Here is a 21,763-nt window from a genome sequence, read left to right on the forward strand (position 1 = left end):
AACAAATATGGAAAGCGCGCCGAAGACTACAGATGTAACCGCTACGTCTCTGTAGGACTAATCCTAAAGTGTCGACAGATAAGTCTTCAGAACACTCATCTCTGGTGGTTTTCGTCGCAAGAGCTCGTATGTAAAATCACACCCAATCAACATGAACCTCGTTCGCCATGTTGATTGGGTGTCCAGCCACTAATTAACCGTCACTGCCCGCCCCCAAGTCTTCACAGTATTCGAGACTACTATTACGTACTCTGACCGGATGCATTTCCTTGGGTGACTCAAACGTTGTTTCACCCAGTTTTATCTCGTACCAAATTTGCGCGTAATAAAAGGTGACCGGATTCGTTGCTGGCGTCTCCAGTTGAATCGTCTTGAACAGCTCGTAGTCCATATCGAAGACGAGATCGCCCCCTCCTGCCGGCATATTTTTTGTTTCCTTGAACGTTGCGCCGGTGATCGGCGTTACCGGAACTTTCTCTTTCCAACCCTCCATCCTCATAGTGACAGGCCTGTTTGGTGGTAGATCGCGATGACCGCCCGGCGCCGACACTTTAAGTGGAGGTACGATAGTATTTCCTTCGTCTACAGTTCGAGGCACCATCGTTTTGCAGGTAATATACCGCTCACCACCCAGCTCAATGAATGGACCTTTATGCGGATCCAAGTCGATTTCAAATGTTTCGACCAGCACGTCAGTTCTGGGCAACTGCCGCATAATATTGGGATTGCCAGGGTATTCAATGGTGTAGTGAGCCTTGATGTTTCCTGGCTCGACAGGTGAAATCTCCGAGTAATCAACATCTATAAAGACAGCGGCATCAGTATTTTTCATTAGTATCGATCCTACTGGCTTGTCGTCCCAGTAGAACGCGATTAACGCATCCCTCAGTAGATCCGGCAGACCTGTCCACCTGGTAGCGGTGAAGCGTACAGGATGATTAATATCCTCCGTGGTCAGATGGTTCTTGTTGCCAGCACCCTCGCGCCCATTAACTACGACCGGAAGCAGATTATCGTTGTCCAGTTCGGGTAACGTATCAGGAGGTATTCCCGGGAACACAAAGTAGACGAATATCGACGTTGGCGGCTCATCTATTGGAGTGTTCGCTCCACGTTTCAACGAGTAAGAAATTTCTACAGTCTTCTCATCTGTAGCGCCTTTCGTCACTTCGTCCAGAATATCGTAGGTAAGTTCCATTTTGAACGGACCGGGGCTCGCGCCTAACTCTTCGCTCCCCAGCACTACCTCTTTGTCGCCCTTGACTTTTACGGTGATAAGGTCTTTCGGATCGCCGTTTTCCGGATAATCGATCTCGGCAAAGATTTTTGTGCCGACAGGCAAAAAAGTACCGAGACTGATCGCTTCCGTATGGCTAGGGCCCGCCGCTGGTACCCTGAGTTGCTTGAGCAGTGGGGGCGGCAAAAATGCGATCGGCAGCAAGGGGATGCCTGAGATAACAGAGTCCTGCGATTTGTTCCTCGGTGCGTCATGCCACATATAGCGATGGAATAAGCTTCCGTTTGGAAGTTTCCTCAGCTCATCGAGACTGATCGTGAACTCTCCCAGCAGAGGATCCGACGAGGGTTTGACCACACCTCGGTAAATGGCGGGCATGGTTGTGGTCGTGCCCGATCTGTTATCGACACAAAAGGTAACTTCGTCATTGTCCACACGGTTGGCGTAGTCTATTGCAACGTTAACCACCAGTCCCCTAGGATTTTTGTCGGCCCACTCTTCGTCAATCCTCTCCCCTCCAGCCACATCCAGATTGGCAAATGTCGCGAAAGGCGGTGCGCTTCTGCTGAAGGGTTTTTTTACATAATAGGGAGCATTCTTGTCGACAAAGAACGCAACCGGGGTCGAGCTATCTTCAATGTCAAGCCCATCGATGATATGGAAGCGGGCGTAATACTCCGTTGGCCCAGGAATGTCCGGGTCATCCGGAATCAGGCTATTGGGTACCGGGATATCCACCGGAAAGAAGCCTGCAAAGTCCTCTGGTATATCTATCTTTCCAAGTTCTTTTTCAGGTTGCCCAACCCTATTCCCTTTTACCATTGCTATACCGCCACCAAACAGTCCATCTTTGAGTTCCATTAACCTCATTCGGATAGCGGGTTTATTCAACTCTTCCAACAGGATTCTGCCATCGCCTTCAATCTGACCGACGATTGTCGGCGGGTCAGCAAATGGCCCAGTTCGCGTTGATTTACGAGGCCCGCCATTCTCCGCATTTTCTTTAGCAGTCATTTTAATATTCTCCTCTGTGCATTAAGCCAAATGGCCTGATCTGCTCCATCAGTCTGACAGCTACACAACAACTTCCTGATGAAAAGCAACGTTAAAAGCAGATTGAATCAACAATCATAAACTCGCCCCTTAAGTTATTACCCTTTGTTATTCGAAACACACACCTGCGCCAAAACCTTGCGCCTGCGCGGCCACCCTGAGAATCACTTGGCGAGAGCCGTCATGAATAACAGTACGTACTACCAGAAAGAATTCTATCTATCTTTGCCACGGCAAGACGAGATTTTCCAATCACCCTGCCGGCCCTGGTAATGGTATAGATCGCAACAAGCGAGTCTTCATCAATTAATGGCTTTATGCAGGGAGCAAAAGAAACAGATTGAGAAAATCCGTTTTCAATCTCTTGATCATTCAAAAACCTAGTCAGCGTTTCTGCCGACTCCGGAACGATGTGTTCTCCATTTTCCCCGGGGGATCCGTTAAGTGTTCGATAACCCTGTAATTTGAGGGAAAATTGATCACCGGGACGAGCCCATGGCTGCTTCGGAATATCTATAACGATGCCTGATGTCAATGCAGGATCGGTTTCACAATTGTAGTACCCGTACTTCGTCAGATTGGTAAAAATGGCTTCCGCAAGTATCTTTTCAGGCTCTTGAGTATGATCGATGATCAGTGGTTTGCGGGGTGATGGATCCGGCATACCGAAGGCAGTTATGATGTAATAAAGCAGTGCAGTACCGTTAACTGCCATCCGTGATGGAGGGATTGTTACTTCGATCTCCGGCGGAACGATCCCCGTCGGGAATCGCCGCTCAAACAGGAGTTCCTCATTTCCGTCCTGAAGCCAAAACACTTCAAGATGATCATCAAATGACGTTTCTTCCCAGCGTTGAATTCGGGCTGTGGTGCCGCTAATCAGAAGCGGCAAGGGAATAAATCCATCAGGTTCTGTAACACCATCCACGGTGATCTCAGCCGCCAATGGTGCTTCCGTTTGGGACGCAAGTTTTTCTTCACTCGATTGAGTACTCAAAGACATCTGGAATTCCTCCACACGTTTGAAGTTCTTCGTCCCTCGTTAACGATTAGGCAACGGCGGTCTCTCATTGGCTACTGTCAGATCTAACAGGTTTAGATACCGTTCGTCGGATTATGGTGGCTGTTCAGGCAATTATCGGTTTCCGCCGACTTGACGTAGCGCTTACATTTGAAGCTTCATGAAACCGGTTTCAGCACTACATTGCTAACGCTTTAATTCCAATAACAAGGTCGCCATGACGTGAACGATTTCTCCGCCGCCCAGCGCAGCCGCGTCACCATGCTCGATGTCGCCGAATACGCAGGCGTGTCCAAGGCCAGCGTCTCGCGCTTCATTGGTGACGACCGCGCCCTGCTCTCGGATGCCATCGCCCAGCGCATCGAGCAGGCAATTGCCGAACTCGGCTATCGCCCCAATCAAATGGCCCGCGGCCTGAAACGCGGCCGCACGCGCCTGATCGGCATGCTGGTGGCCGATATCCGCAACCCCTATTCGATTGCCGTGATGCACGGCGTGGAAACCGCGTGCCGCCGGCACGGTTACAGCCTGGTGGTGTGCAACACCGACCGCGATGACGAGCAGGAACGTCAGCACCTGGCGCTACTGCGCTCCTACAACATCGAAGGGCTGATCGTGAACACCCTGGGCCATCATCGGGATGAGCTGGATGAGTTGAAGCGGGAAATGCCGCTGGTGCTGGTGGATCGCAAGGTCGACGGGCTCGACAGCGACATGGTTGGGTTGAACAACCCGCAAGCCGTCGAAATGGCGCTCGAACATCTGCAGCAGCGCGGCTATCGCGATGTGCTGCTGGTGACCGAAGCCTATGACGGTACCAGTTCGCGGATCGAGCGGGTCAGCAGTTTTCAGCAGCAGATTGGCCAGCGCAAAGACATGCGAGGCGCGGTACTGGAAACTGATTCGAGCCTTGTGAACGATCTTCAAACCTTTTTGAACACACCTGATAACGGCCCGAAAGCCCTGTTCTGCGCCAATGGCGTGGCGGCGCTGGCTTGCACCCTGGCGCTGCGCGAGATTGGCTGCCGGTTGTTCGAGGATGTCGGGCTGATCGCCCTGGATGATCTGGACTGGTATCCGTTGGTGGGCAGTGGGATTACTGCTCTTGCTCAACCGACGGAGGAGATTGGTGCGCGGGCGTTTGAGTGTTTGCTCAAGCGTTTGCGTGGGGATGATGAAGCGGCGCGTACGCTGGATTTTGCACCGATGCTGATCGAGCGCGGCTCAACGCTCAGCAAGGCGGAATAAGGCCCTGTGGGGCCACCAAAAAATTTTTGAACAAAAATGAAACCGGTTTCAGAGGTAGATAACAATGAATAAACCTGCCGTTTCCATCAGCCTGTCCAGCTACGGCGCCGACCTCGTTCGCCGTCGTGGCCAGGCTTCGTTCCTCGAAGTGCTGGCCGCTGCCGGCGCCAATCGCATCGAATGGCGTGAAGAGCTGCTGACCAACGAAGTCCCGGAACAACTCTCCACCGCCACGCAAGCTCAAGGCCTGCAAAGCATCTATTCCTCGCCGACCGAACTGTGGCTGGCCGGTCAGTCGCGGCCTAATCCCGAACTCATCACCGCGCTGCAGAACGCCGAAGCGTTTGGCTCGAAGTGGCTGAAGGTGTCGCTGGGTTTTTTCACCGACAACAACGATTTGCAGACGCTCGCGCAAATCCTTGCGCAAAGCCCTGTTCAACTGCTGGTAGAGAATGACCAGACCCTGCACGGTGGCCGCATCGAACCGTTCCAGCGCTTCTTCGCCGCCGTCGAGCAACACAACTTGCCAATCAAGATGACCTTCGACATCGGCAACTGGCAGTGGCAGGACCAGTCCGCCACCAGTGCCGCTCGACTGCTGGGCCGCCACGTCGGTTACGTGCATTGCAAAGCCGTGGCCCGCCGCGCCGACGGCAAACTGGTAGCGGTTCCACCTGCCGCCAGCGACCTGCATCTGTGGGAACAACTGCTGCGGCACATGGCCCAAGGCGTTATGCGCGCCGCCGAATACCCGTTGCAGGGCGATGACCTGGTGCAACTCACCACCGAACACGTCGCCGCCCTCGCCCACCTCGGCCAATCCCGTCTGGAGCCTGCTCATGTCTGAGATCGATATTCTGTCGTTCGGCGAAACCATGGCGATGTTTGTCGCCGAACAGAGCGGCGATCTGGCCTCGGTCGAGCAGTTTCACAAACGGATTGCCGGGGCCGACAGCAATGTCGCCATCGGTTTGTCACGGCTGGGTTTCAATGTGGCTTGGCTGAGCCGGGTCGGTGCCGATTCGCTGGGACGATTTGTCGTCGAAACCCTGGCTCGCGAAGGGCTGGATTGCAGCCATGTCGAAGTGGACAACGCGCACCCGACCGGTTTCCAGCTCAAGTCACGCAACGATGACGGCAGCGATCCGACGGTCGAGTATTTCCGTCGTGGCTCAGCGGCCAGTCATCTGTCATCGCAGTCGATCAACCCGACGTTATTAAGCGCCCGACACCTGCACGCCACTGGCATTCCGCCGGCGCTGTCCGCATCGGCCCGGGAAATGTCCCGTGAACTGATGACCCGCATGCGCAACGCCGGGCGCAGCGTGTCGTTCGACCCGAACCTGCGCCCGAGCCTGTGGGCCAGCGAACGGGAGATGATCACCGAGATCAACCGCCTCGCTGCCCTCGCCCACTGGGTGTTGCCGGGGTTGAGTGAAGGTCGCTTGCTGACCGGTTTTGAAGATCCGGCGGATATCGCGGCGTTTTATCTCGATCAGGGTGCCGAAGCCGTGGCGATCAAGCTCGGGCCGCAGGGTGCGTATTACCGCACGCATCTGGATCAGGGATTTGTCGCCGGGGTGCCGGTCGAAACCGTGGTCGATACGGTCGGCGCCGGGGATGGTTTTGCGGTCGGGATGATCAGTGCCCTGCTGGAGCACCAGAGTTTTCCCGAGGCCGTCAGACGCGCCAACTGGATTGGCAGTCGCGCGGTGCAGAGCCGTGGCGATATGGAGGGTTTGCCGACCCGATCCGAACTTCTAGCTCATCGTTCCCACGCTCCTGCGTGGGAATGCAGCCCGTGACGCTCTGCGTCACATGGGACGCGGAGCGTCCCCGGAGGCGTTCCCACGCAGGAGCGTGGGAACGAGCAACAACCAATCAATTGAACCTGCTGCGACAAAAACAACAAGCTCAGGAGCAAGACCATGAAAACCGCAACCCTCGCCACCCGCCGCTGGTGGTACATCATGCCGATCGTGTTCATCACCTACAGCCTGGCGTACCTGGACCGGGCCAACTACGGGTTCGCCGCCGCCTCCGGGATGGCCGCCGACCTGATGATCACCCCGGGCCTGTCCTCGCTGCTCGGCGCGCTGTTCTTCCTCGGGTACTTTTTCTTCCAGGTGCCCGGCGCGATCTACGCGCAAAAGCACAGCGTGAAGAAGCTGATCTTCGTCAGCCTGATCCTCTGGGGCGGGCTCGCCACGCTGACCGGCGTGGTCTCCAACGCCTATTGGCTGATCGTCATTCGTTTCATGCTTGGCGTGGTCGAAGCGGCGGTGATGCCGGCGATGCTGGTCTATCTCTGCCACTGGTTCACCCGCGCCGAACGCTCGCGGGCCAACACCTTCCTGATCCTCGGCAACCCGGTGACGATGCTGTGGATGTCGGTGGTGTCGGGCTATCTGGTGCAGCATTTCAGCTGGCGCTGGATGTTCATCATCGAAGGTCTGCCGGCAGTCCTTTGGGCCTTTATCTGGTGGAAGCTGGCCGATGATCGTCCGGCCCAGGCCAAGTGGCTCAACGACCAGGAAAAGCACGATCTGGAAAGCGCGCTGGCGGCCGAACAGGTAGGGATCAAAGCGGTGAAGAACTACGCCGAAGCCTTCCGTTCGCCGAAGGTGATCATTCTGGCGCTGCAGTTTTTCTGCTGGAGCATCGGCGTCTACGGCTTCGTGCTGTGGCTGCCGTCGATCCTCAAGGCCGGCGCGCAGATGGACATGATCGAGGCCGGCTGGCTGTCGGCGTTGCCGTATCTGGCGGCGGTAATCGGCATGCTGCTGGTGTCGTGGGGCTCGGACAAACTGCAAAAGCGCAAACGCTTCGTCTGGCCGCCGCTGCTGATTGCTTCGGTGGCGTTCTACGGCTCCTACGCCTTGGGCGCTGAGCATTTCTGGTGGTCGTACACGTTGCTGGTGATCGCCGGCGCCTGCATGTACGCGCCTTACGGGCCGTTCTTCGCCATCGTCCCCGAGATTCTGCCGGCCAACGTCGCCGGCGGCGCCATGGCGCTGATCAACAGCATGGGCGCCCTCGGTTCGTTCGGCGGATCGTATCTGGTCGGTTACCTGAACAGTTCCACCGGCTCGCCCGGTGCTTCGTACCTGTTGATGAGCGGCGCACTGATGCTCTCGGTGGTGCTGACCATTTTTCTCAAGCCCGGCGCGAGCGACCGGGTGACGGCCAAGCGTGTCGCACCGCGTCCGCTGCCGACCCATTCCTGAATTGAAAGAGAGATGACTGCGATGAAAAAGCAGGTTGTGTTGTACAAGAAACTGTCGCCGGCGCTGATGGCACGCCTCGAGGAACAGGTCGATGTGACGCTGATCGACAGCCTCGACGCCGATGGCCTGATGAAACTGCGCGACGCCCTGCCCGGTGCCCACGGCTTGCTCGGCGCGAGCCTGAAGCTGGACGCGGCCCTGCTCGATCTGGCACCGCAGCTGGAAGCGATTTCTAGCGTCTCGGTGGGCGTCGACAACTACGACATCGACTACCTGACCCGGCGCAAAATCCTGCTGACCAACACCCCGGACGTGCTCACCGAAACCACCGCCGACACCGGTTTCGCCCTGATCCTGGCCACCGCCCGGCGCGTGGTGGAACTGGCGAACCTGGTGCGCGGCGGTCACTGGCATCGCAGCATTGGCCCGGCGCATTTCGGTACTGATGTGCACGGCAAGACGTTGGGCATTATCGGCATGGGGCGGATCGGCGAGGCGTTGGCGCAGCGTGGGCATTTCGGGTTCGGGATGCCGGTGATCTATCACAGCCAGTCGCGCAAACCGGCGGTCGAGGCGCGTTTCGATGCGCAGTACCGCAGCCTTGAGGATTTGTTGCAGCAGGCGGATTTCATCTGTCTGACGTTGCCGCTGACGGCGCAGACTGAAGGTTTGATTGGCGTTGAACAGTTTGCGTTGATGCGGCCGGAGAGCATTTTCATCAACATTTCCCGAGGCAAGGTCGTAGACGAAGCCGCGATGATCGACACCTTGCGCCATAACCGGATTCGCGCGGCGGGGCTGGATGTGTTCGAGCGTGAGCCGCTGAATCATGACTCGCCGTTGTTGCAGCTGAACAATTTGGTGGCGACACCGCACATGGGCTCGGCAACCCACGAAACGCGCGAGGCGATGGCGCGGTGTGCAGTGGAGAATCTGTTGGCGGCGTTGGCTGGGGAAAAACCCGCCAACCTGGTGAATCCTCTCCACTGATGATCGTTCCCACGCTCTGCGTGGGAATGCCTCAAGGGACGCTCCGCGTTCCAGCTCTGGAAGGGACGCGGAGCGTCCCGGGCTGCATTCCCACGCGGAGCGTGGGAACGATCAGGAGGAAACCCTCAGGCACTGCGCACTTGCAGAAGCTGCGCAGCACAAAGGGCAATCCGCGAACACGCATCCGCCAGTTTTACTCTATCCACCACCAGCCCGATGCGAATATGCCCCGCCGCACTGGGCCCGAACGCTTCCCCTGCCAGCACCGAAACCCCATACCCCTCCAGCAGCCGCTCGGCAAAGTCCTGCGCGCCGAGCCCGGTCTGGCGCACGTCGACCATCACGAACATCCCGCCATCCGGCTTGATCGGGTACAACCCCGGACAGCCGCGCAAGCGCTCGCACACCAGATCCCGACGCAAGCGGTATTCCTCGCGCATCTGCGTCACTTCCGGCAGATCTTTCTCCAGCGCTATCTGCGCCGCTTTCTGCACAAAATCCGGCAACCCGAACAACATGCTCAGCGACAGATTCACCAGATGCTCGGCCAACGGTTTGGGCCCGATCATCCAGCCGATCCGCCACCCGGTCATCGCATGGGATTTGGACAAACTGTTGATGGTCGCGGTGCGCTCGGCCATGCCCGGCAGGCTCGCCGGGCTGATGTGCTCGCCTTCGTATAACAATTCGCTGTAGACCTCGTCGCTGATCAACCACAAGTCATGGCGGATGCACAGCGCTGCCAGCTCTTGCCAGATCAGCAGCGAGAGGCTCGCACCGGAAGGATTGTTGGGACTGTTGAGCAAAATGGCTCGTGTCCTGGGAGTGATCCGCGCCGCGACATCCGCCGGGTCGACGCGAAAACCATTCTCCGGACGAACCGGCACCGGCACCACGGTTGCGCCGCAGGCACCGAACACGCCTTCGTAGGTCACGTACATCGGTTCGGCGACGATCACTTCATCGCCCGGATCCAGCAGACATTGCGCCACCGAATACACCGCGCATTGCGCGCCGGGCAGCACGATCACATGTTCGGCATCCACATCCTGGCCGCTGTTGCGTCGATGGCGCTCGGCGATCTGCTTGCGCAGCTCCAGCCGGCCGCGCACGTCGGAATAATGGGTATCACCCGCCAGCAGGCTGTCGATGGCGCCGTGGATGATCGGCAGCGGCGTATCGAAATCCGGATCACCCACGGACAGCAGCAAGACATCAATGCCCTCGGCGCGCAGCTCCAGCGCTCGGTCGTGAATCCGCCAGGCCGCTGCTCCCTCCCCGGCGATTCGTTGGGTCAAGGCTGAATAGCGCATGTACGTCTCCTGATTGCGCGGTCTCCAGCCTTCACCCTAGGTCAAATCACAAAGCGCGCCACCATCGCATTCAAATCCACCGCCAGGCGCGACAGTTCGTGGGTCGCGGCGCTGGTTTGATTCGCGCCGGCGGCCGATTGGGTGGCCAGGTCACGAATGTTGACCAGGTTGCGGTCGACCTCGCGGGACACCTGCGCCTGCTCTTCCGAGGCGCTGGCGATCACCAGGTTGCGCTCGTTGATCTGGTGAATCGATTGGGTGATCTGCTCCAGGGCAACGCCGGCGGCGCGGGCCATTTCAAGGGTGGTCTGGGTGCGCTGATTGCTTTGCTGCATCGACGAAACCGCTTCGCCGGTGCCGTTCTGGATGCCGGCGACCATTTTTTCGATTTCCTGGGTCGATTGCGCAGTGCGATGGGCCAGTGCGCGAACCTCATCCGCTACCACCGCGAAGCCACGCCCGGCTTCACCGGCACGGGCTGCTTCGATGGCGGCGTTGAGCGCCAGCAGGTTGGTCTGTTCGGCGATGGCGCGGATCACGTCCAGCACCTTGCCGATGTCGCGGCCCTGTTCGGCCAGGCCTTCGATCATCTGTGCGGTGTTCTGCACGTCGTGGGTCATGGTCTGGATCGCGTCGACGGTTTTCACCACCTGATCGCGACCTTCACGGGCGGCGTGGGTCGACTGGTTCGAGGCTTCGGAGGTCGACACTGCGTTGCGCGCAACTTCTTCCACTGCGGCGGTCATTTCGTTGACCGCAGTGGCGGCCTGTTCGATTTCGTCGTTCTGCTGTTGCAAGCCACGGGACGCTTCTTCGGTCACGGCGCTGAGTTCTTCGGCAGCAGCGCCCAGTTGCGTGGCGGAGCCGGCGATCTGCTCGATGGTCTTGCGCAGGTTGGCCTGCATGGCAGACAGGGCTTCAAGCAGGCGCGCCGGCTCGTCCTTGCCGTCGATTTCGATGGCTTTGGTCAGGTTGCCGCCAGCGATAGTTTGCGCGGCAGCGACGGCGCGGTTCAGCGGGGTGACGATGCTGCGGGTCAGCAGCCAGGCCAGCAATACGGTCAACAACGCGGCAATCACAGACACGGCGATGATGCCGGTAATGGCACTGTTGTAATACTCACCCGCCTGAGTGGAAGCGGTCTTCGCGTCGGCGGCGTTGATCGCGATCAGCTTGTTGAGTTGTTCGCCCATCTTGTCGGTGCCGTCCTTGATCTTCGTGTTGATCAGGGCGCGCATCTCGTCGAGCTTGTCCTGGCGCGACAGCTCCATCATCTGGTTCTGCGCTTGCACATAGTTGTCGAGAGTCGTCGAAAACTCCTGATATAACGCGCGTTCCTCCGGGCCGGCCGGCAGTACTGCGTAACTGGCCTGGGCAGCGCGCACCTTGTCCACCAGCACACCGATGCGGGTCTGGGCTTCCTGCAAACCGGCCGGTTCGCGGTTGACCAGAATGCGGAACGAGAGAATCCGCAGGCGCAGCACGTTCTCCGTCACCACCGCGAGTTGGGTGACGCTTGGCAACTGCGTCGAGTCCATCTCCAGGGAAGCCTGACGGATGATCGACATGCGGTTGACGGCGAACACGCCAAGCACGATCACCAGCAAGGCAATAAAAGCAAAACCGAGGAAGGCACGGGGCGCGATATTCAGATTACGCAGGGACATAGGAGGACTCTCGGATAGTTGAAACTACGAGCGTCCATGCCGTTATCACGGGCCCGTGGGCGGGCTTCGTTCCGGCGTCACTGTTCTGGAAAATCTTGTGTGCGCCTGATTTCTGTATCGGCCAGGCTTGAGGAAGTTTGCGGGGAAAGATGAAATATTTTTCACGGCGCTGCGGGTGTTTCAGCGCTGAAACACCCGTTGTTTCAAATGATGACTGACAGGTCAGGCCGGAGTTGCAATACGCCATACGCGAGCAATATCTGTTGCACGTTCACGCAACAGGCGCGGGGCTTCGGCGCAGGCCTGTTCCAGGGGCATCGGGCCGCTGGTGACCGCGAATGCAGCGTCAATGCCGTGATGGTAGAGCGCTTGATAGCCCTCACCGAGGGTGCCGGCGATGACGATCACGGGGACGCCGTGTTGCTTGGCGATCCGCGCCACGCCAAACGGGGTTTTGCCGCGCAGGGTCTGGGCATCGAAGCGCCCTTCTCCAGTAATCACCAGATCTGCGTCCTTTACTGCGTCGGCCAGTCCGACCAGCTCGGCGACCACTTCGACACCGGCCTGGAATCGCGCACCGAGAAACGCCTTGGCGGCAAAGCCCAATCCACCTGCGGCACCACTGCCCGGTTCATCGCGTACGTCCTTGCCCAACGCCTGCGCGCAGAGTCCGGCGAAGTGGCCGAGGGCCTGATCCAGTTGTTGAACTTGCGCCGGTGATGCGCCCTTTTGTGGGCCAAAAATCGCCGAAGCGCCGTGGGGGCCGCACAGTGGATTGTTGACGTCAGCGGCGATGTCGAAACGGACGTGAGCCAGACGTGGGTCAAGTTCGCTCAGGTCCAGACGTGCGAGTTGCGCCAACGCCAGACCTCCCGGCACCAGCGATTGCCCTTGAGCATCCAGCAGTTTCACGCCCAACGCTTGCATGGCGCCGGCGCCACCGTCGTTGGTGGCACTGCCGCCGATGGCCAGAATGACTCGCTGCGCGCCGGCATCCAGCGCGGCGCGGATCAGCTCACCCGTGCCGAAGGTGCTGCTGATGCAGGCATCACGCTGCCCCGGCGGCACCAGTTGCAAGCCGCTGGCCTCGGCCATTTCGATGATTGCGGTGTGGTTATGCGGCAACCAGCCCCACGCAGCTTCAACTGCCGAACCCAACGGGCCACGCACGCGAGTGCGGCGCAATTCGCCTTCGCACGCGGCGAGAATCGATTCCACCGTGCCTTCGCCACCGTCGGCCATCGGGCACTTGACCAGCGTCGCCTGCGGCCAGACCTGCGCCAGGCCCAACGCAATGGCTTCTGCAACGCCTTGGGCACTCAGGCTGTCCTTGAACGAATCGGGGGCGATGACGATTTTCATGCGAATTCTCCAGTTCCAATGCCCTCATGCTGCCAGTCGCTTTGCCCGTTGACGCCTGTCCGCTGCACAAGTCGTGCAGGCGTTTATTGTTCATTTCGACAAATCGTCGGTCTGCGGCAGCAATTGCACACCCAGATACAGCGCCAGCATCCCGTCGAGCTTCAACGGATCGACCCCGCTCAACTCGGCAATCCGCTCCATCCGGTAACGCAGGCTGTTGCGGTGAATGCCCAAGGCATCCGCGCAAGCCTGGCTCTGCCCGTCGTGATCGCACCAGCTGCGCAGGGTCGCGAGCAACTGGCCGTTGCTGTCCTTGGCGATCACCTTGCGCAACGGTTTGAGCAGTTCATCCAGCGCATCATCGTTGCGATGGCGCCAGAGCATCACCGGCAAGCGATAGCGATTGAGCGTCAGCAGCCGTGAACGCGGTAGCACTTCGCGACCATAAGCGAGCAGATCGCCGACCCGCCGATAGCAACGGCGCAACCCTGCCAGCCCATCGGCCTGCCCGCCAACCGCGATACGCAGAATGTTCCAGCCCAGACCATCGAGTTTTTCCAGCAGGCGATCATGCTCGACATTCTGACTCGCCGGCCGGCACCAGAGCAGCGACGACTTGGCCGAACTCACGCACCAACTGTCCGGATAGCGCGACATCAACCAGGCACTCAGCGCCTCGACGGTTTGCCCCGGCCCGTGTTCCAGACCCAGCTCGAACAGATACGGCACTCGCGTCAGTTGCGGTTTGAGCCCGAGTTGCTGGGCCTCGTCGACCAGCCTTGGCGAATCTCCCGCCTCACTCAACAGCAACGCCAGCAAGTCATCGCAACGTTGCCGCCGCCATTGCTGTTCGGATTGCTGGTTGCGCTGGCCCACCAGCATTTCAGCGGTCATGCGCACCAGCTCGGCGTAAGTACGCAGTTGCTCCGGCTCGCCGGTGATGCCGAGTACGCCGATCAAACGCTGATCGAGCAGCAGCGGCAGATTGATCCCCGGCTGCACGCCTTTGAGATGCACCGCCGTCTGCGCGTCAATCTCCACCACCCGCCCGTTGGCCAGCACCAGTTGCGCGCCCTCGTGGCGGGTGTTGATGCGCTCCGGCTCGCCACTGCCGAGGATCAGCCCCTGGCTGTCCATGACGTTGACGTTGTACGGCAAAATGGCCATGGCCCGGTCGACGATGTCCTGGGCGAGGTCGTGATCGAGTTCGAACATAGGGGCTGGAATCCTTGAAAACAGGCGCGGACGGTTGTTCACCCGCACAGGGTCTGGCGGCAAACCCTGTGCTCAGGCACAAAGACAATCCGGCCAAAGGTGGCCGAGACTCTCAGGGCGATCAACGTTACCCTTTGCATCGCAAAAAATCATAATAAAGAGAGAGCCGCCATGTCGCAGAGCGCCGCTGCCGCCCAGACCATCGTTGACGATAAAAATGCCGTCTACAAACGCATCACCCTGCGTTTGATCCCCTTCATCTTCATCTGCTACCTGTTCAACTACCTCGACCGGGTCAACGTTGGATTTGCCAAACTGCAGATGCTCGACGCGCTGAAATTCAGCGAAACCGTGTACGGCCTCGGTGCCGGTATCTTCTTCATCGGATACGTGCTGTGCGGCGTGCCGAGCAACCTGGCGCTGACCAAATTCGGGCCACGGCGCTGGATCGCGCTGATGATGATCACCTGGGGCACGCTGTCGACCTGCCTGCTGTTTGTCACCACGCCAACCCAGTTCTACACCCTGCGCCTGTTCACTGGCGCCGCCGAAGCCGGGTTCTTCCCGGGTGTTGTGCTGTATCTCTCGCAGTGGTTCCCGACCTTCCGCCGTGGCCGGATCATGGCGCTGTTCATGTCGGCCATCCCGGTGTCCGGCCTGCTCGGCAGCCCGTTTTCCGGCTGGATCCTCAATCACTTCGCCGCCGGCCAGGGCGGTTTGGCCGGTTGGCAGTGGATGTTCCTGCTGCAAGGCATTCCGACTGTTGTGTTGGGCGCACTCGCCTACTTTCTGCTCAGCGACAACTTCGCCAACGCCAAGTGGCTGACTCCTTACGAGCGTTCGGTGCTGGAAGCGGACCAGGCCGAAGACCTGGCGAACAAACCGAAAACCACTTCCGATTCGCTGATCGCCGTGTTCAAGAATCCGGCCATCTGGGCGTTTGGCTTGATCTACTTCTGCATCCAGAGCGGCGTGTACGCGATCAACTTCTGGCTGCCGTCGATCATCAAGAACCTCGGCTTCAGCGACAACCTGGTGATTGGCTGGTTGAGTGCGATTCCGTATCTGTTGGCCGCCGTGTTCATGCTGGTAGTGGGTCGTTCGGCGGACTTGCGTAAAGAACGTCGCTGGCATTTGGTGGTGCCGATGTTGATGGGCGCTGTCGGCCTGCTGATCGCGGTGAACTTCGCGGCGAATCCGGCGATTGCGATCCTCGGCCTGACCATCGCGACCATGGGCGCGCTGACCGGTCTGCCGATGTTCTGGCCGGTGCCGACTGCCATGTTGAGCGCGGGTGCTGCGGCGGGTGGTCTGGCGTTGATCAACTCGATGGGGCAGATGGCCGGGTTCCTGAGCCCTTACCTTGTGGGTTGGGTCAAGGACAGCACCGGGTCGACCGATGCGGCGCTTTACCTGCTGGCGGGTGTGATTGTTGGCGGGAGTCTGCTGGCGTTGCGGATGACGCGAACGTTGCGGGCCTGATTATTGGCAGGCACACAAAAACGGCCCATCTCGGGCCGTTTCTCGTTTAGATCGTTTCCACGCTCTGCGTGGGAATGCCTCAAGGGACGCTCCGCGTTCCAGCTCTGGAAGGGACGCGGAGCGTCCCGGGCTGCATTCCCACGCGGACGGTTCGACGCCTCGACGTGGGAACGATCAGGCTAAGGATCTGGCTAGAGCGGTGTTTCTGGCTTCAACTCCAGATTATCCAGCGCCCGGTTCACCGCCAGTTCACTCAGCATGATCAGTTGCGAGATGCCCAGCAGCACATGCCGCTGCGAGCCGTCCACCAGCCCGGCGAAGTCAGTGGCCATGGTTTTGGCGCAAGTCAGGGTTTCAGAGGCATCGGCCAGCAGTTCTTCGCTGTCGATGCCGGGGGCGATGAGGTAGCGGGTGTTGGGTTTGAGCAGCGGTTTTCTGGGGAGCAGCGGATTGAGGTAGTGGTCGAGGGCGCGTTCGGCGGCTTCGTGGAATTTCTTGGAGTCGAGGGTTTCGTAGGGTGAGGTTGTATCGGTTTCGGGTGGGTTGGGTGTTGGTTTGATCACGTTTGAATCTCCAAATCAGAAAAATGGAGCCATCAAACTTCGCTACCAAACGAAGAGGTGGTGGCCATACACGGGTTGGTAGACCGGTGACTTGGAGAACCGGCGCGCTCGAAAACGCCCCACGCATGGCCACCATAAAAGCACGGACGGATGAGCGTCCGAATACGGTGAATTGCGCAACAAGTCAGATCCGGGCTACCAAACCCGATCGCTGCATTTCAGCGACGGGACAACGATAAAACCCGGCCCATAAGCGCACAAGCCGGCGGATTCTGGCGCAGTCGTAGGCAACGGCGCAAGGTTGTGTAGCCTGGGGTGCGTGTCTGAACGTGTCCTTTAAACACCCCTCTTAAACACCCCTACTCCGATCGTTCCCACGCTCCGCGTGGGAATGCAGCCCGGGACGCTCCGCGTCCCTTCCAAAGCCGAACGCGGAGCGTCCGTGGAGGCATTCCCACGCAGAGCGTGGGAACGAGCGTCACACACTGTTTTTTGCATCCAGCTCAAGCACCAACCCACCCGGCATCTGCACAAAAATCTGCCAGATCCCATCTTCCGGCACCTGCGCCACCTGATACGGCAACCCACTCCCCTGCACCCGCTTCAAAACCGCCGCCGCGTCTTCATCGGTGCGAAACGCAATATGACTCAACGCCGCCTCATCCAGCGCGGGCTGCTCAATCACATGCACCAACGCCTGCGCATCCTGATACAACCACCGCCCCGGAAACGGAAACGGCGGCCGGCGCCCCGGCGTCAGCCCCAGTAACCCACCAAAAGCGTCCTGCAGCGCCTGACCGTTAGCGGTATTGAAGGCCAGATGATCAAATGTCCACGTCATGTCTGTCTCCTGCGGTTATTCAGGATTCCAGTATCTGCGCTTGCCAATCCCGGAAAAATCCCGCAAAACGCCAAGGATCTTCAACGGATTTTTACTAATGAGCTCAATCCTCGATCTGGAAATCTTCGTCCGCACCGCCGACTCCGGCAGCATTTCCGCCGCCGCCCGGGCTCTGGAACTGACCCCGGCCGCCGCCAGCATCGCGCTGAAACGCCTGGAAACCCGCCTCGGCATCCGCCTGTTCGCCCGCTCGACCCGCAGCATGCGCCTGACCGAAGAGGGCCGACGCTATCTGGAAAGTGTGCGTCTGGCGCTGGCCACCCTGGCCGAAGGCGAGCAAGCGCTGAAGCAGCAAACCGAAGGCCTGAGCGGCGTGCTGCAACTGGCAGCGCCGTCGGATTTCGGGCGCAATGTGCTGTTGCCGTGGCTGGACGATTTCAAGCGCGAGCATCCGCACATTCAGCTGCAATTGCTGCTCAACGACCGGCATGCGGATCTCTTTCGCGAAACGGTGGACGTGGCGCTGCGCTTTGGCGTGCCAAGTGATTCGACGCTGGTGGCGTTGCCGATTCTGCCTGATCATCGCCGTGTGGCTTGCGCCAGCCCTGCGTATCTGGAACGGCACGGCACGCCGCAAAACCCTGCCGAATTGAGCAAGCACAGCGCCCTGCTCTATCTGCGCAACGGCCGGCCTTACAACACCTGGCGCTTCCATCGCGAAGACGAAACCGTCGAGGTCGAAGTACGCGGCGACTACCTCAGCGACGACGGCGAAGTCGCCCGCCGCTGGGCGCTTGCCGGGCACGGAATCGCCTACAAGGCCTGGCTCGACGTCGCCGAAGACGTGCGCGCCGGGCGGCTGCTGACGCTGTTCGATGACTGGCATGGCGAGAGCGTGCCGTTCAATCTGCTGTGCCCGCACCGGGTGCAGGTGTCGGAACGGGTCAAGGTGTTGCAGGCGTTTTTGCGCCAGCGCTGCGAGGCGTTGCGCCGATAAATTCACTTTGCCGCGCCGGGCGCTTCTGGTATTTGATGGAAGCTTTCCCACCGACAAAAGGATTTCGGCATGAGCTATCGCACACTGGGTCACTCGGGGTTGCAGGTTTCCACTCTCACCCTTGGCACGATGATGTTCGGCGAGCAGACCAGCGCGGAAGACTCGCTGCGCATCATCGACAAGGCCTGGGATCAGGGCATCAATTTCATCGACACGGCTGACGTCTACACCAATGGCCGCTCGGAAGAGATCGTCGGCGAGGCCATTGCCCGTCATCGGCATGAATGGGTGCTGGCGACCAAGGTCGGTTTCGGCCCGGTGGACGGCGTGCCGAACCGCAGCGGTCTGAGTCGCAAGCACATTTTCAATGGTCTGGAGGCCAGCCTGACCCGGCTCGGCACCGACTACCTCGACATCTATTACCTGCACCGCGAAGACCACAACACGCCGCTGGAGGTGACGATCTCGGCGATTGGCGATCTGATTCGTCAGGGCAAGATCCGTTATTGGGGCCTGTCGAACTACCGTGGCTGGCGGATTGCCGAGGTGATTCGAGTGGCGGACAAACTCGGCGTTGATCGCCCGATCATCAGCCAGCCGCTGTACAACATCGTCAACCGTCAGGCCGAAACCGAGCAGATCACCGCCGCCCAGACCTACGGCCTCGGCGTGGTGCCTTATAGCCCGCTGGCCCGTGGCGTGCTCAGCGGCAAGTACGCACCGGACGTAACCCCGGACGCCAACAGCCGCGCCGGGCGCCAGGACAAACGGATTCTGGAGACTGAATGGCGGGTGGAGTCGTTGCGCATTGCCCAGCAGATTCAGCAATACACCCAGGAGCGTGGGGTCGGGATTGTCGAGTTTGCGATTGCCTGGGTGCTGAACAACGGCGCGGTGACCTCGGCGATTGTCGGGCCGCGTACTGAAGATCAGTGGGATGCGTATACCAAGGCGCAGGCGGTGAAGATTACGGCCGAGGATGAGGCGTTTATCGACTCGCTGGTGACGCCGGGCCATGCGTCTACGCCGGGGTTTAATGATGTGAGCCATTTTGTGTCGGGGCGTAAACCGCATCAGGCTTAAGCACCTATGCTTCGACACAGGTTCCCGCTCTCACGGGACCTGTGTCGAATGTTGGAAATATTGATCACTCGGCCAATATTCACCACAAAAACCACGTATCCTGCGCGCCCCGTTTCACCATCATCCCCGCGAGGACAGTTTGTCTAAAGGCATCGCTCTATCGGTAACAGCCTCAACGCTGTTTGCCGTCATGTATTACTACACCTCGTTACTCACCCCGTTGAGCGGCGTGGAAATTTTCGGTTGGCGGATGCTGCTGACCGTGCCCTGCATGACCGTGTTCATGCTGGTGTCCGGCGAATGGCGGCGGGTGCTCGAGCTGCTGCGCCGGATCCCTGCGCTGCCGAAGTTGATCGGCAGCCTGATTCTTTCGTCAGCGCTGCTGGGCGTGCAGTTGTGGCTGTTCATGTGGGCGCCGCTCAATGGCTACAGCCTTGATGTGTCGCTGGGTTACTTCCTGCTGCCGTTGTCCATGGTCCTGACCGGACGCATCGCTTATGGCGAAAACCTGTCGTATCTGCAAAAAGTCGCGGTGTTTTTTGCCAGCCTCGGCGTGTTGAACGAGTTGTATCAGGTCGGCGGGTTTTCCTGGGCGACGCTGGTGGTGGTCGTTGGCTACCCCCTGTACTTCGTGCTGCGCAAATACCTCAAGACCGACAACCTTGGCGGCTTGTGGGTCGACATGACCCTGATGCTGCCGGTGGCGTACTGGTTCGTGCGCGGCGGTGAACAGGGTTTCGGCGTGTTCGATCAGTACCCGGCGCTGACGTGGCTGATACCGCTGCTCGGTCTGATCAGTGCCTCGGCGCTGGTGGTCTACATCATCGCCAGCCGTTTGTTGCCGTTCAGTCTGTTTGGTTTGTTGAGTTACGTTGAGCCGGTGTTGCTGCTCGGTGTTGCGCTGCTGCTGGGCGAAAGCATCAAGCCCGGCGAATGGCTGACCTACATCCCGATCTGGCTCGCGGTGGTGGTGCTGGTGTTTGAAGGGTTCAAGCACCTGATGCGCCAACGGCGCCCATAAGACGCGCAATAAAAAGCCCGGCCTGCACAATTGCAGGCCGGGCTTTTTTACATCTGATACGGATTACTCGGTAGCGAGTACGCCACGACGCACCTGGTCACGTTCGATCGATTCGAACAGTGCCTTGAAGTTGCCTTCACCGAAACCATCGTCGCCCTTGCGCTGGATGAATTCGAAGAACACCGGGCCCATCAGGGTTTCCGAGAAGATCTGCAGCAGCAGACGCTTGTCTTCTTTATCCGAGGCGCCGTCGAGCAGAATGCCGCGCGATTGCAACTGATCAACAGGCTCACCGTGGTTCGGCAGGCGGCCTTCGAGCATTTCGTAGTAGGTGTCCGGCGGCGCGGTCATGAAGCGCATGCCGATCTTCTTCAACTGATCCCAGGTCTTGACCAGGTCGTCGGTGAGGAACGCCACGTGCTGGATGCCTTCGCCGTTGAACTGCATCAGGAACTCTTCAATCTGCCCGGCCCCCTTCGACGACTCTTCGTTGAGCGGGATGCGGATCATGCCGTCCGGCGCGGTCATCGCTTTCGAGGTCAGGCCGGTGTATTCGCCCTTGATATCGAAGTAGCGGATTTCGCGGAAGTTGAACAGCTTCTCGTAGAAGTTCGCCCAGTAGGCCATGCGGCCCCGGTACACGTTGTGGGTCAGGTGGTCGATGATCTTCAGGCCGGCACCGACCGGGTTGCGGTCAACGCCTTCCAGAAACACGAAGTCGATGTCATAGATCGAGCTGCCTTCGCCGAAACGGTCGATCAGGTACAGCGGCGCGCCGCCAATGCCTTTGATCGCCGGCAGGTTCAGTTCCATCGGACCGGTTTCGATGTGGATTGGCTGAGCACCGAGTTCCAGAGCGCGGTTGTAGGCCTTCTGCGAATCCTTGACCCGGAACGCCATGCCGCAAACGGACGGGCCGTGTTCGGCCGCGAAGTACGAAGCAACGCTGTGGGGTTCGTTGTTGAGGATCAGGTTGATCGCGCCCTGGCGATACAGGTGCACGTTCTTGGAGCGGTGGGTCGCGACCTTGGTGAAGCCCATGATCTCGAAGATCGGCTCCAGGGTGCCAGGTGTCGGCGATGCGAACTCGATGAACTCGAAGCCCATCAGGCCCATTGGGTTTTCGTATAAATCTGCCATGGTTGGCGCCTCATCATTCTTATCAATTAACCAGAGTTATTTGTCAGTAATGCTGAGACCAGTGGGTGGCGCACAGGAGATGCCACGCACACTGCGGGCGAGGAAGTCACCGTAGATCAGTTGAAACCCGAATATCTTCATTGTCGACCCAAGGCTCTTGCGGGCGAGGCTTCTGCTGCCAGAAGACGATTATTATTGTATGCGTAACCCGATTCTACACAGCGTAAATAGGGTTGTCTGCCCTCTCTATAAAATCCGCTTTTTTCGGCCCGGTGCAAGGGGTTTGTTGCACAGCCAGATGCC

18 protein-coding genes are annotated in these 21,763 nt (G+C 59.1%); 9 read left to right on the forward strand and 9 right to left on the reverse strand.

The window, feature by feature from the left end:
• Positions 1 to 193: 193 nt before the first annotated feature.
• Together BMZ46_RS19000 and BMZ46_RS19005 are read right to left on the reverse strand one after the other, a co-directional pair.
• Positions 194 to 2,251 carry a hypothetical protein gene (locus BMZ46_RS19000; protein ID WP_074690489.1) on the reverse strand — a complete coding sequence of 686 codons (2,058 nt, stop codon included), beginning with the start codon at positions 2,249 to 2,251 and terminating at the stop codon, positions 194 to 196.
• A 220-nt stretch (positions 2,252 to 2,471) separates the two neighbouring features.
• The gene (locus tag BMZ46_RS19005; protein WP_074690488.1) at positions 2,472 to 3,293 is read right to left on the reverse strand and encodes a hypothetical protein; all 822 of its coding nucleotides are present in this window, start codon (positions 3,291 to 3,293) and stop codon (positions 2,472 to 2,474) included.
• Positions 3,294 to 3,533: 240 nt separating this feature from the next.
• Between BMZ46_RS19005 and BMZ46_RS19010 the strand changes: the two genes are divergently transcribed.
• From BMZ46_RS19010 to BMZ46_RS19030, 5 genes are all read left to right on the forward strand, one after another.
• Positions 3,534 to 4,559 (forward strand): LacI family DNA-binding transcriptional regulator, encoded by a 1,026-nt coding sequence (locus tag BMZ46_RS19010; RefSeq protein WP_039768692.1) that lies wholly within the window; start codon positions 3,534 to 3,536, stop codon positions 4,557 to 4,559.
• A 64-nt stretch (positions 4,560 to 4,623) separates the two neighbouring features.
• Positions 4,624 to 5,406 carry a sugar phosphate isomerase/epimerase family protein gene (locus tag BMZ46_RS19015; protein WP_074690487.1) on the forward strand — a complete coding sequence of 261 codons (783 nt, stop codon included), beginning with the start codon at positions 4,624 to 4,626 and terminating at the stop codon, positions 5,404 to 5,406.
• Positions 5,399 to 6,364, forward strand: coding sequence for a sugar kinase (locus BMZ46_RS19020; RefSeq protein WP_074690486.1), 966 nt, complete (start codon positions 5,399 to 5,401; stop codon positions 6,362 to 6,364). Before BMZ46_RS19015 ends, BMZ46_RS19020 begins: the two co-directional genes overlap by 8 nt.
• A gap of 123 nt (positions 6,365 to 6,487) precedes the next feature.
• Positions 6,488 to 7,786, forward strand: coding sequence for an MFS transporter (locus BMZ46_RS19025; protein WP_074690485.1), 1,299 nt, complete (start codon positions 6,488 to 6,490; stop codon positions 7,784 to 7,786).
• Between the two features lie 21 nt (positions 7,787 to 7,807).
• Positions 7,808 to 8,776: a 2-hydroxyacid dehydrogenase gene (locus tag BMZ46_RS19030; protein ID WP_074690681.1), complete on the forward strand. Its 969-nt coding sequence runs from the start codon at positions 7,808 to 7,810 to the stop codon at positions 8,774 to 8,776.
• A gap of 125 nt (positions 8,777 to 8,901) precedes the next feature.
• Here BMZ46_RS19030 and BMZ46_RS19035 read toward each other — a convergent pair whose 3' ends face one another.
• The 4 genes from BMZ46_RS19035 to BMZ46_RS19050 form a co-directional block, all read right to left on the reverse strand.
• Positions 8,902 to 10,089, reverse strand: a complete 1,188-nt coding sequence (locus BMZ46_RS19035) for a pyridoxal phosphate-dependent aminotransferase (RefSeq protein ID WP_074690484.1) — start codon at positions 10,087 to 10,089, stop codon at positions 8,902 to 8,904.
• Between the two features lie 41 nt (positions 10,090 to 10,130).
• Positions 10,131 to 11,756: a methyl-accepting chemotaxis protein gene (locus tag BMZ46_RS19040; protein WP_074690483.1), complete on the reverse strand. Its 1,626-nt coding sequence runs from the start codon at positions 11,754 to 11,756 to the stop codon at positions 10,131 to 10,133.
• Between the two features lie 222 nt (positions 11,757 to 11,978).
• Positions 11,979 to 13,118, reverse strand: coding sequence for a glycerate kinase (locus BMZ46_RS19045; protein ID WP_074690482.1), 1,140 nt, complete (start codon positions 13,116 to 13,118; stop codon positions 11,979 to 11,981).
• A gap of 90 nt (positions 13,119 to 13,208) precedes the next feature.
• Positions 13,209 to 14,333 (reverse strand): sugar diacid recognition domain-containing protein, encoded by a 1,125-nt coding sequence (locus BMZ46_RS19050; RefSeq protein WP_039768706.1) that lies wholly within the window; start codon positions 14,331 to 14,333, stop codon positions 13,209 to 13,211.
• Between the two features lie 171 nt (positions 14,334 to 14,504).
• Here BMZ46_RS19050 and BMZ46_RS19055 point away from each other — a divergent pair, with 171 nt between their 5' ends.
• Positions 14,505 to 15,815, forward strand: a complete 1,311-nt coding sequence (locus BMZ46_RS19055) for an MFS transporter (RefSeq protein ID WP_074690481.1) — start codon at positions 14,505 to 14,507, stop codon at positions 15,813 to 15,815.
• Positions 15,816 to 16,006: 191 nt separating this feature from the next.
• On the opposite strand, the gene BMZ46_RS19060 is transcribed toward BMZ46_RS19055, so the two are convergent.
• The gene (locus tag BMZ46_RS19060) at positions 16,007 to 16,378 is read right to left on the reverse strand and encodes a DUF6124 family protein (protein ID WP_039768710.1); all 372 of its coding nucleotides are present in this window, start codon (positions 16,376 to 16,378) and stop codon (positions 16,007 to 16,009) included.
• A gap of 478 nt (positions 16,379 to 16,856) precedes the next feature.
• Positions 16,857 to 17,219 carry a VOC family protein gene (locus tag BMZ46_RS19065; protein WP_039768712.1) on the reverse strand — a complete coding sequence of 121 codons (363 nt, stop codon included), beginning with the start codon at positions 17,217 to 17,219 and terminating at the stop codon, positions 16,857 to 16,859.
• 97 nt (positions 17,220 to 17,316) lie between these two features.
• Here BMZ46_RS19065 and BMZ46_RS19070 point away from each other — a divergent pair, with 97 nt between their 5' ends.
• The 3 genes from BMZ46_RS19070 to rarD all read left to right on the forward strand — a co-directional run bounded on the left by BMZ46_RS19070 (position 17,317) and on the right by rarD (position 20,320).
• Positions 17,317 to 18,216 carry a LysR family transcriptional regulator gene (locus BMZ46_RS19070; protein WP_074690480.1) on the forward strand — a complete coding sequence of 300 codons (900 nt, stop codon included), beginning with the start codon at positions 17,317 to 17,319 and terminating at the stop codon, positions 18,214 to 18,216.
• A gap of 69 nt (positions 18,217 to 18,285) precedes the next feature.
• Positions 18,286 to 19,299 (forward strand): aldo/keto reductase, encoded by a 1,014-nt coding sequence (locus BMZ46_RS19075; RefSeq protein ID WP_039768715.1) that lies wholly within the window; start codon positions 18,286 to 18,288, stop codon positions 19,297 to 19,299.
• A gap of 139 nt (positions 19,300 to 19,438) precedes the next feature.
• A complete protein-coding gene (gene rarD / locus BMZ46_RS19080) occupies positions 19,439 to 20,320 on the forward strand; it encodes an EamA family transporter RarD (RefSeq protein WP_039768717.1) in 882 nt (293 codons plus the stop codon).
• Between the two features lie 63 nt (positions 20,321 to 20,383).
• Here the strand turns inward: rarD and hppD are convergent, their stop codons facing one another.
• The gene (gene hppD, locus BMZ46_RS19085) at positions 20,384 to 21,460 is read right to left on the reverse strand and encodes a 4-hydroxyphenylpyruvate dioxygenase (protein ID WP_007958955.1); all 1,077 of its coding nucleotides are present in this window, start codon (positions 21,458 to 21,460) and stop codon (positions 20,384 to 20,386) included.
• Between the last annotated feature and the right edge of the window lie 303 nt (positions 21,461 to 21,763).

The sequence above is a fragment of the Pseudomonas sp. NFIX49 genome, from assembly GCF_900115915.1.
In the GTDB taxonomy this organism is placed as follows: Bacteria; Pseudomonadota; Gammaproteobacteria; order Pseudomonadales; family Pseudomonadaceae; genus Aquipseudomonas; species Aquipseudomonas pharyngis.

What these genes read in the sequence shown, in the direction of transcription:
- BMZ46_RS19000 (WP_074690489.1), bottom strand. Translation starts at nt 2,251, where the DNA reads ATGACTGCTAAAGAAAATGCGGAGAATGGCGGGCCTCGTAAATCAACG.
- BMZ46_RS19005 (WP_074690488.1), bottom strand. Translation starts at nt 3,293, where the DNA reads ATGTCTTTGAGTACTCAATCGAGTGAAGAAAAACTTGCGTCCCAAACG.
- BMZ46_RS19015 (WP_074690487.1), top strand. Translation starts at nt 4,624, where the DNA reads ATGAATAAACCTGCCGTTTCCATCAGCCTGTCCAGCTACGGCGCCGAC.
- BMZ46_RS19020 (WP_074690486.1), top strand. Translation starts at nt 5,399, where the DNA reads ATGTCTGAGATCGATATTCTGTCGTTCGGCGAAACCATGGCGATGTTT.
- BMZ46_RS19025 (WP_074690485.1), top strand. Translation starts at nt 6,488, where the DNA reads ATGAAAACCGCAACCCTCGCCACCCGCCGCTGGTGGTACATCATGCCG.
- BMZ46_RS19030 (WP_074690681.1), top strand. Translation starts at nt 7,808, where the DNA reads ATGAAAAAGCAGGTTGTGTTGTACAAGAAACTGTCGCCGGCGCTGATG.
- BMZ46_RS19035 (WP_074690484.1), bottom strand. Translation starts at nt 10,089, where the DNA reads ATGCGCTATTCAGCCTTGACCCAACGAATCGCCGGGGAGGGAGCAGCG.
- BMZ46_RS19040 (WP_074690483.1), bottom strand. Translation starts at nt 11,756, where the DNA reads ATGTCCCTGCGTAATCTGAATATCGCGCCCCGTGCCTTCCTCGGTTTT.
- BMZ46_RS19045 (WP_074690482.1), bottom strand. Translation starts at nt 13,118, where the DNA reads ATGAAAATCGTCATCGCCCCCGATTCGTTCAAGGACAGCCTGAGTGCC.
- BMZ46_RS19050 (WP_039768706.1), bottom strand. Translation starts at nt 14,333, where the DNA reads ATGTTCGAACTCGATCACGACCTCGCCCAGGACATCGTCGACCGGGCC.
- BMZ46_RS19055 (WP_074690481.1), top strand. Translation starts at nt 14,505, where the DNA reads ATGTCGCAGAGCGCCGCTGCCGCCCAGACCATCGTTGACGATAAAAAT.
- BMZ46_RS19065 (WP_039768712.1), bottom strand. Translation starts at nt 17,219, where the DNA reads ATGACGTGGACATTTGATCATCTGGCCTTCAATACCGCTAACGGTCAG.
- BMZ46_RS19070 (WP_074690480.1), top strand. Translation starts at nt 17,317, where the DNA reads ATGAGCTCAATCCTCGATCTGGAAATCTTCGTCCGCACCGCCGACTCC.
- BMZ46_RS19075 (WP_039768715.1), top strand. Translation starts at nt 18,286, where the DNA reads ATGAGCTATCGCACACTGGGTCACTCGGGGTTGCAGGTTTCCACTCTC.
- hppD (WP_007958955.1), bottom strand. Translation starts at nt 21,460, where the DNA reads ATGGCAGATTTATACGAAAACCCAATGGGCCTGATGGGCTTCGAGTTC.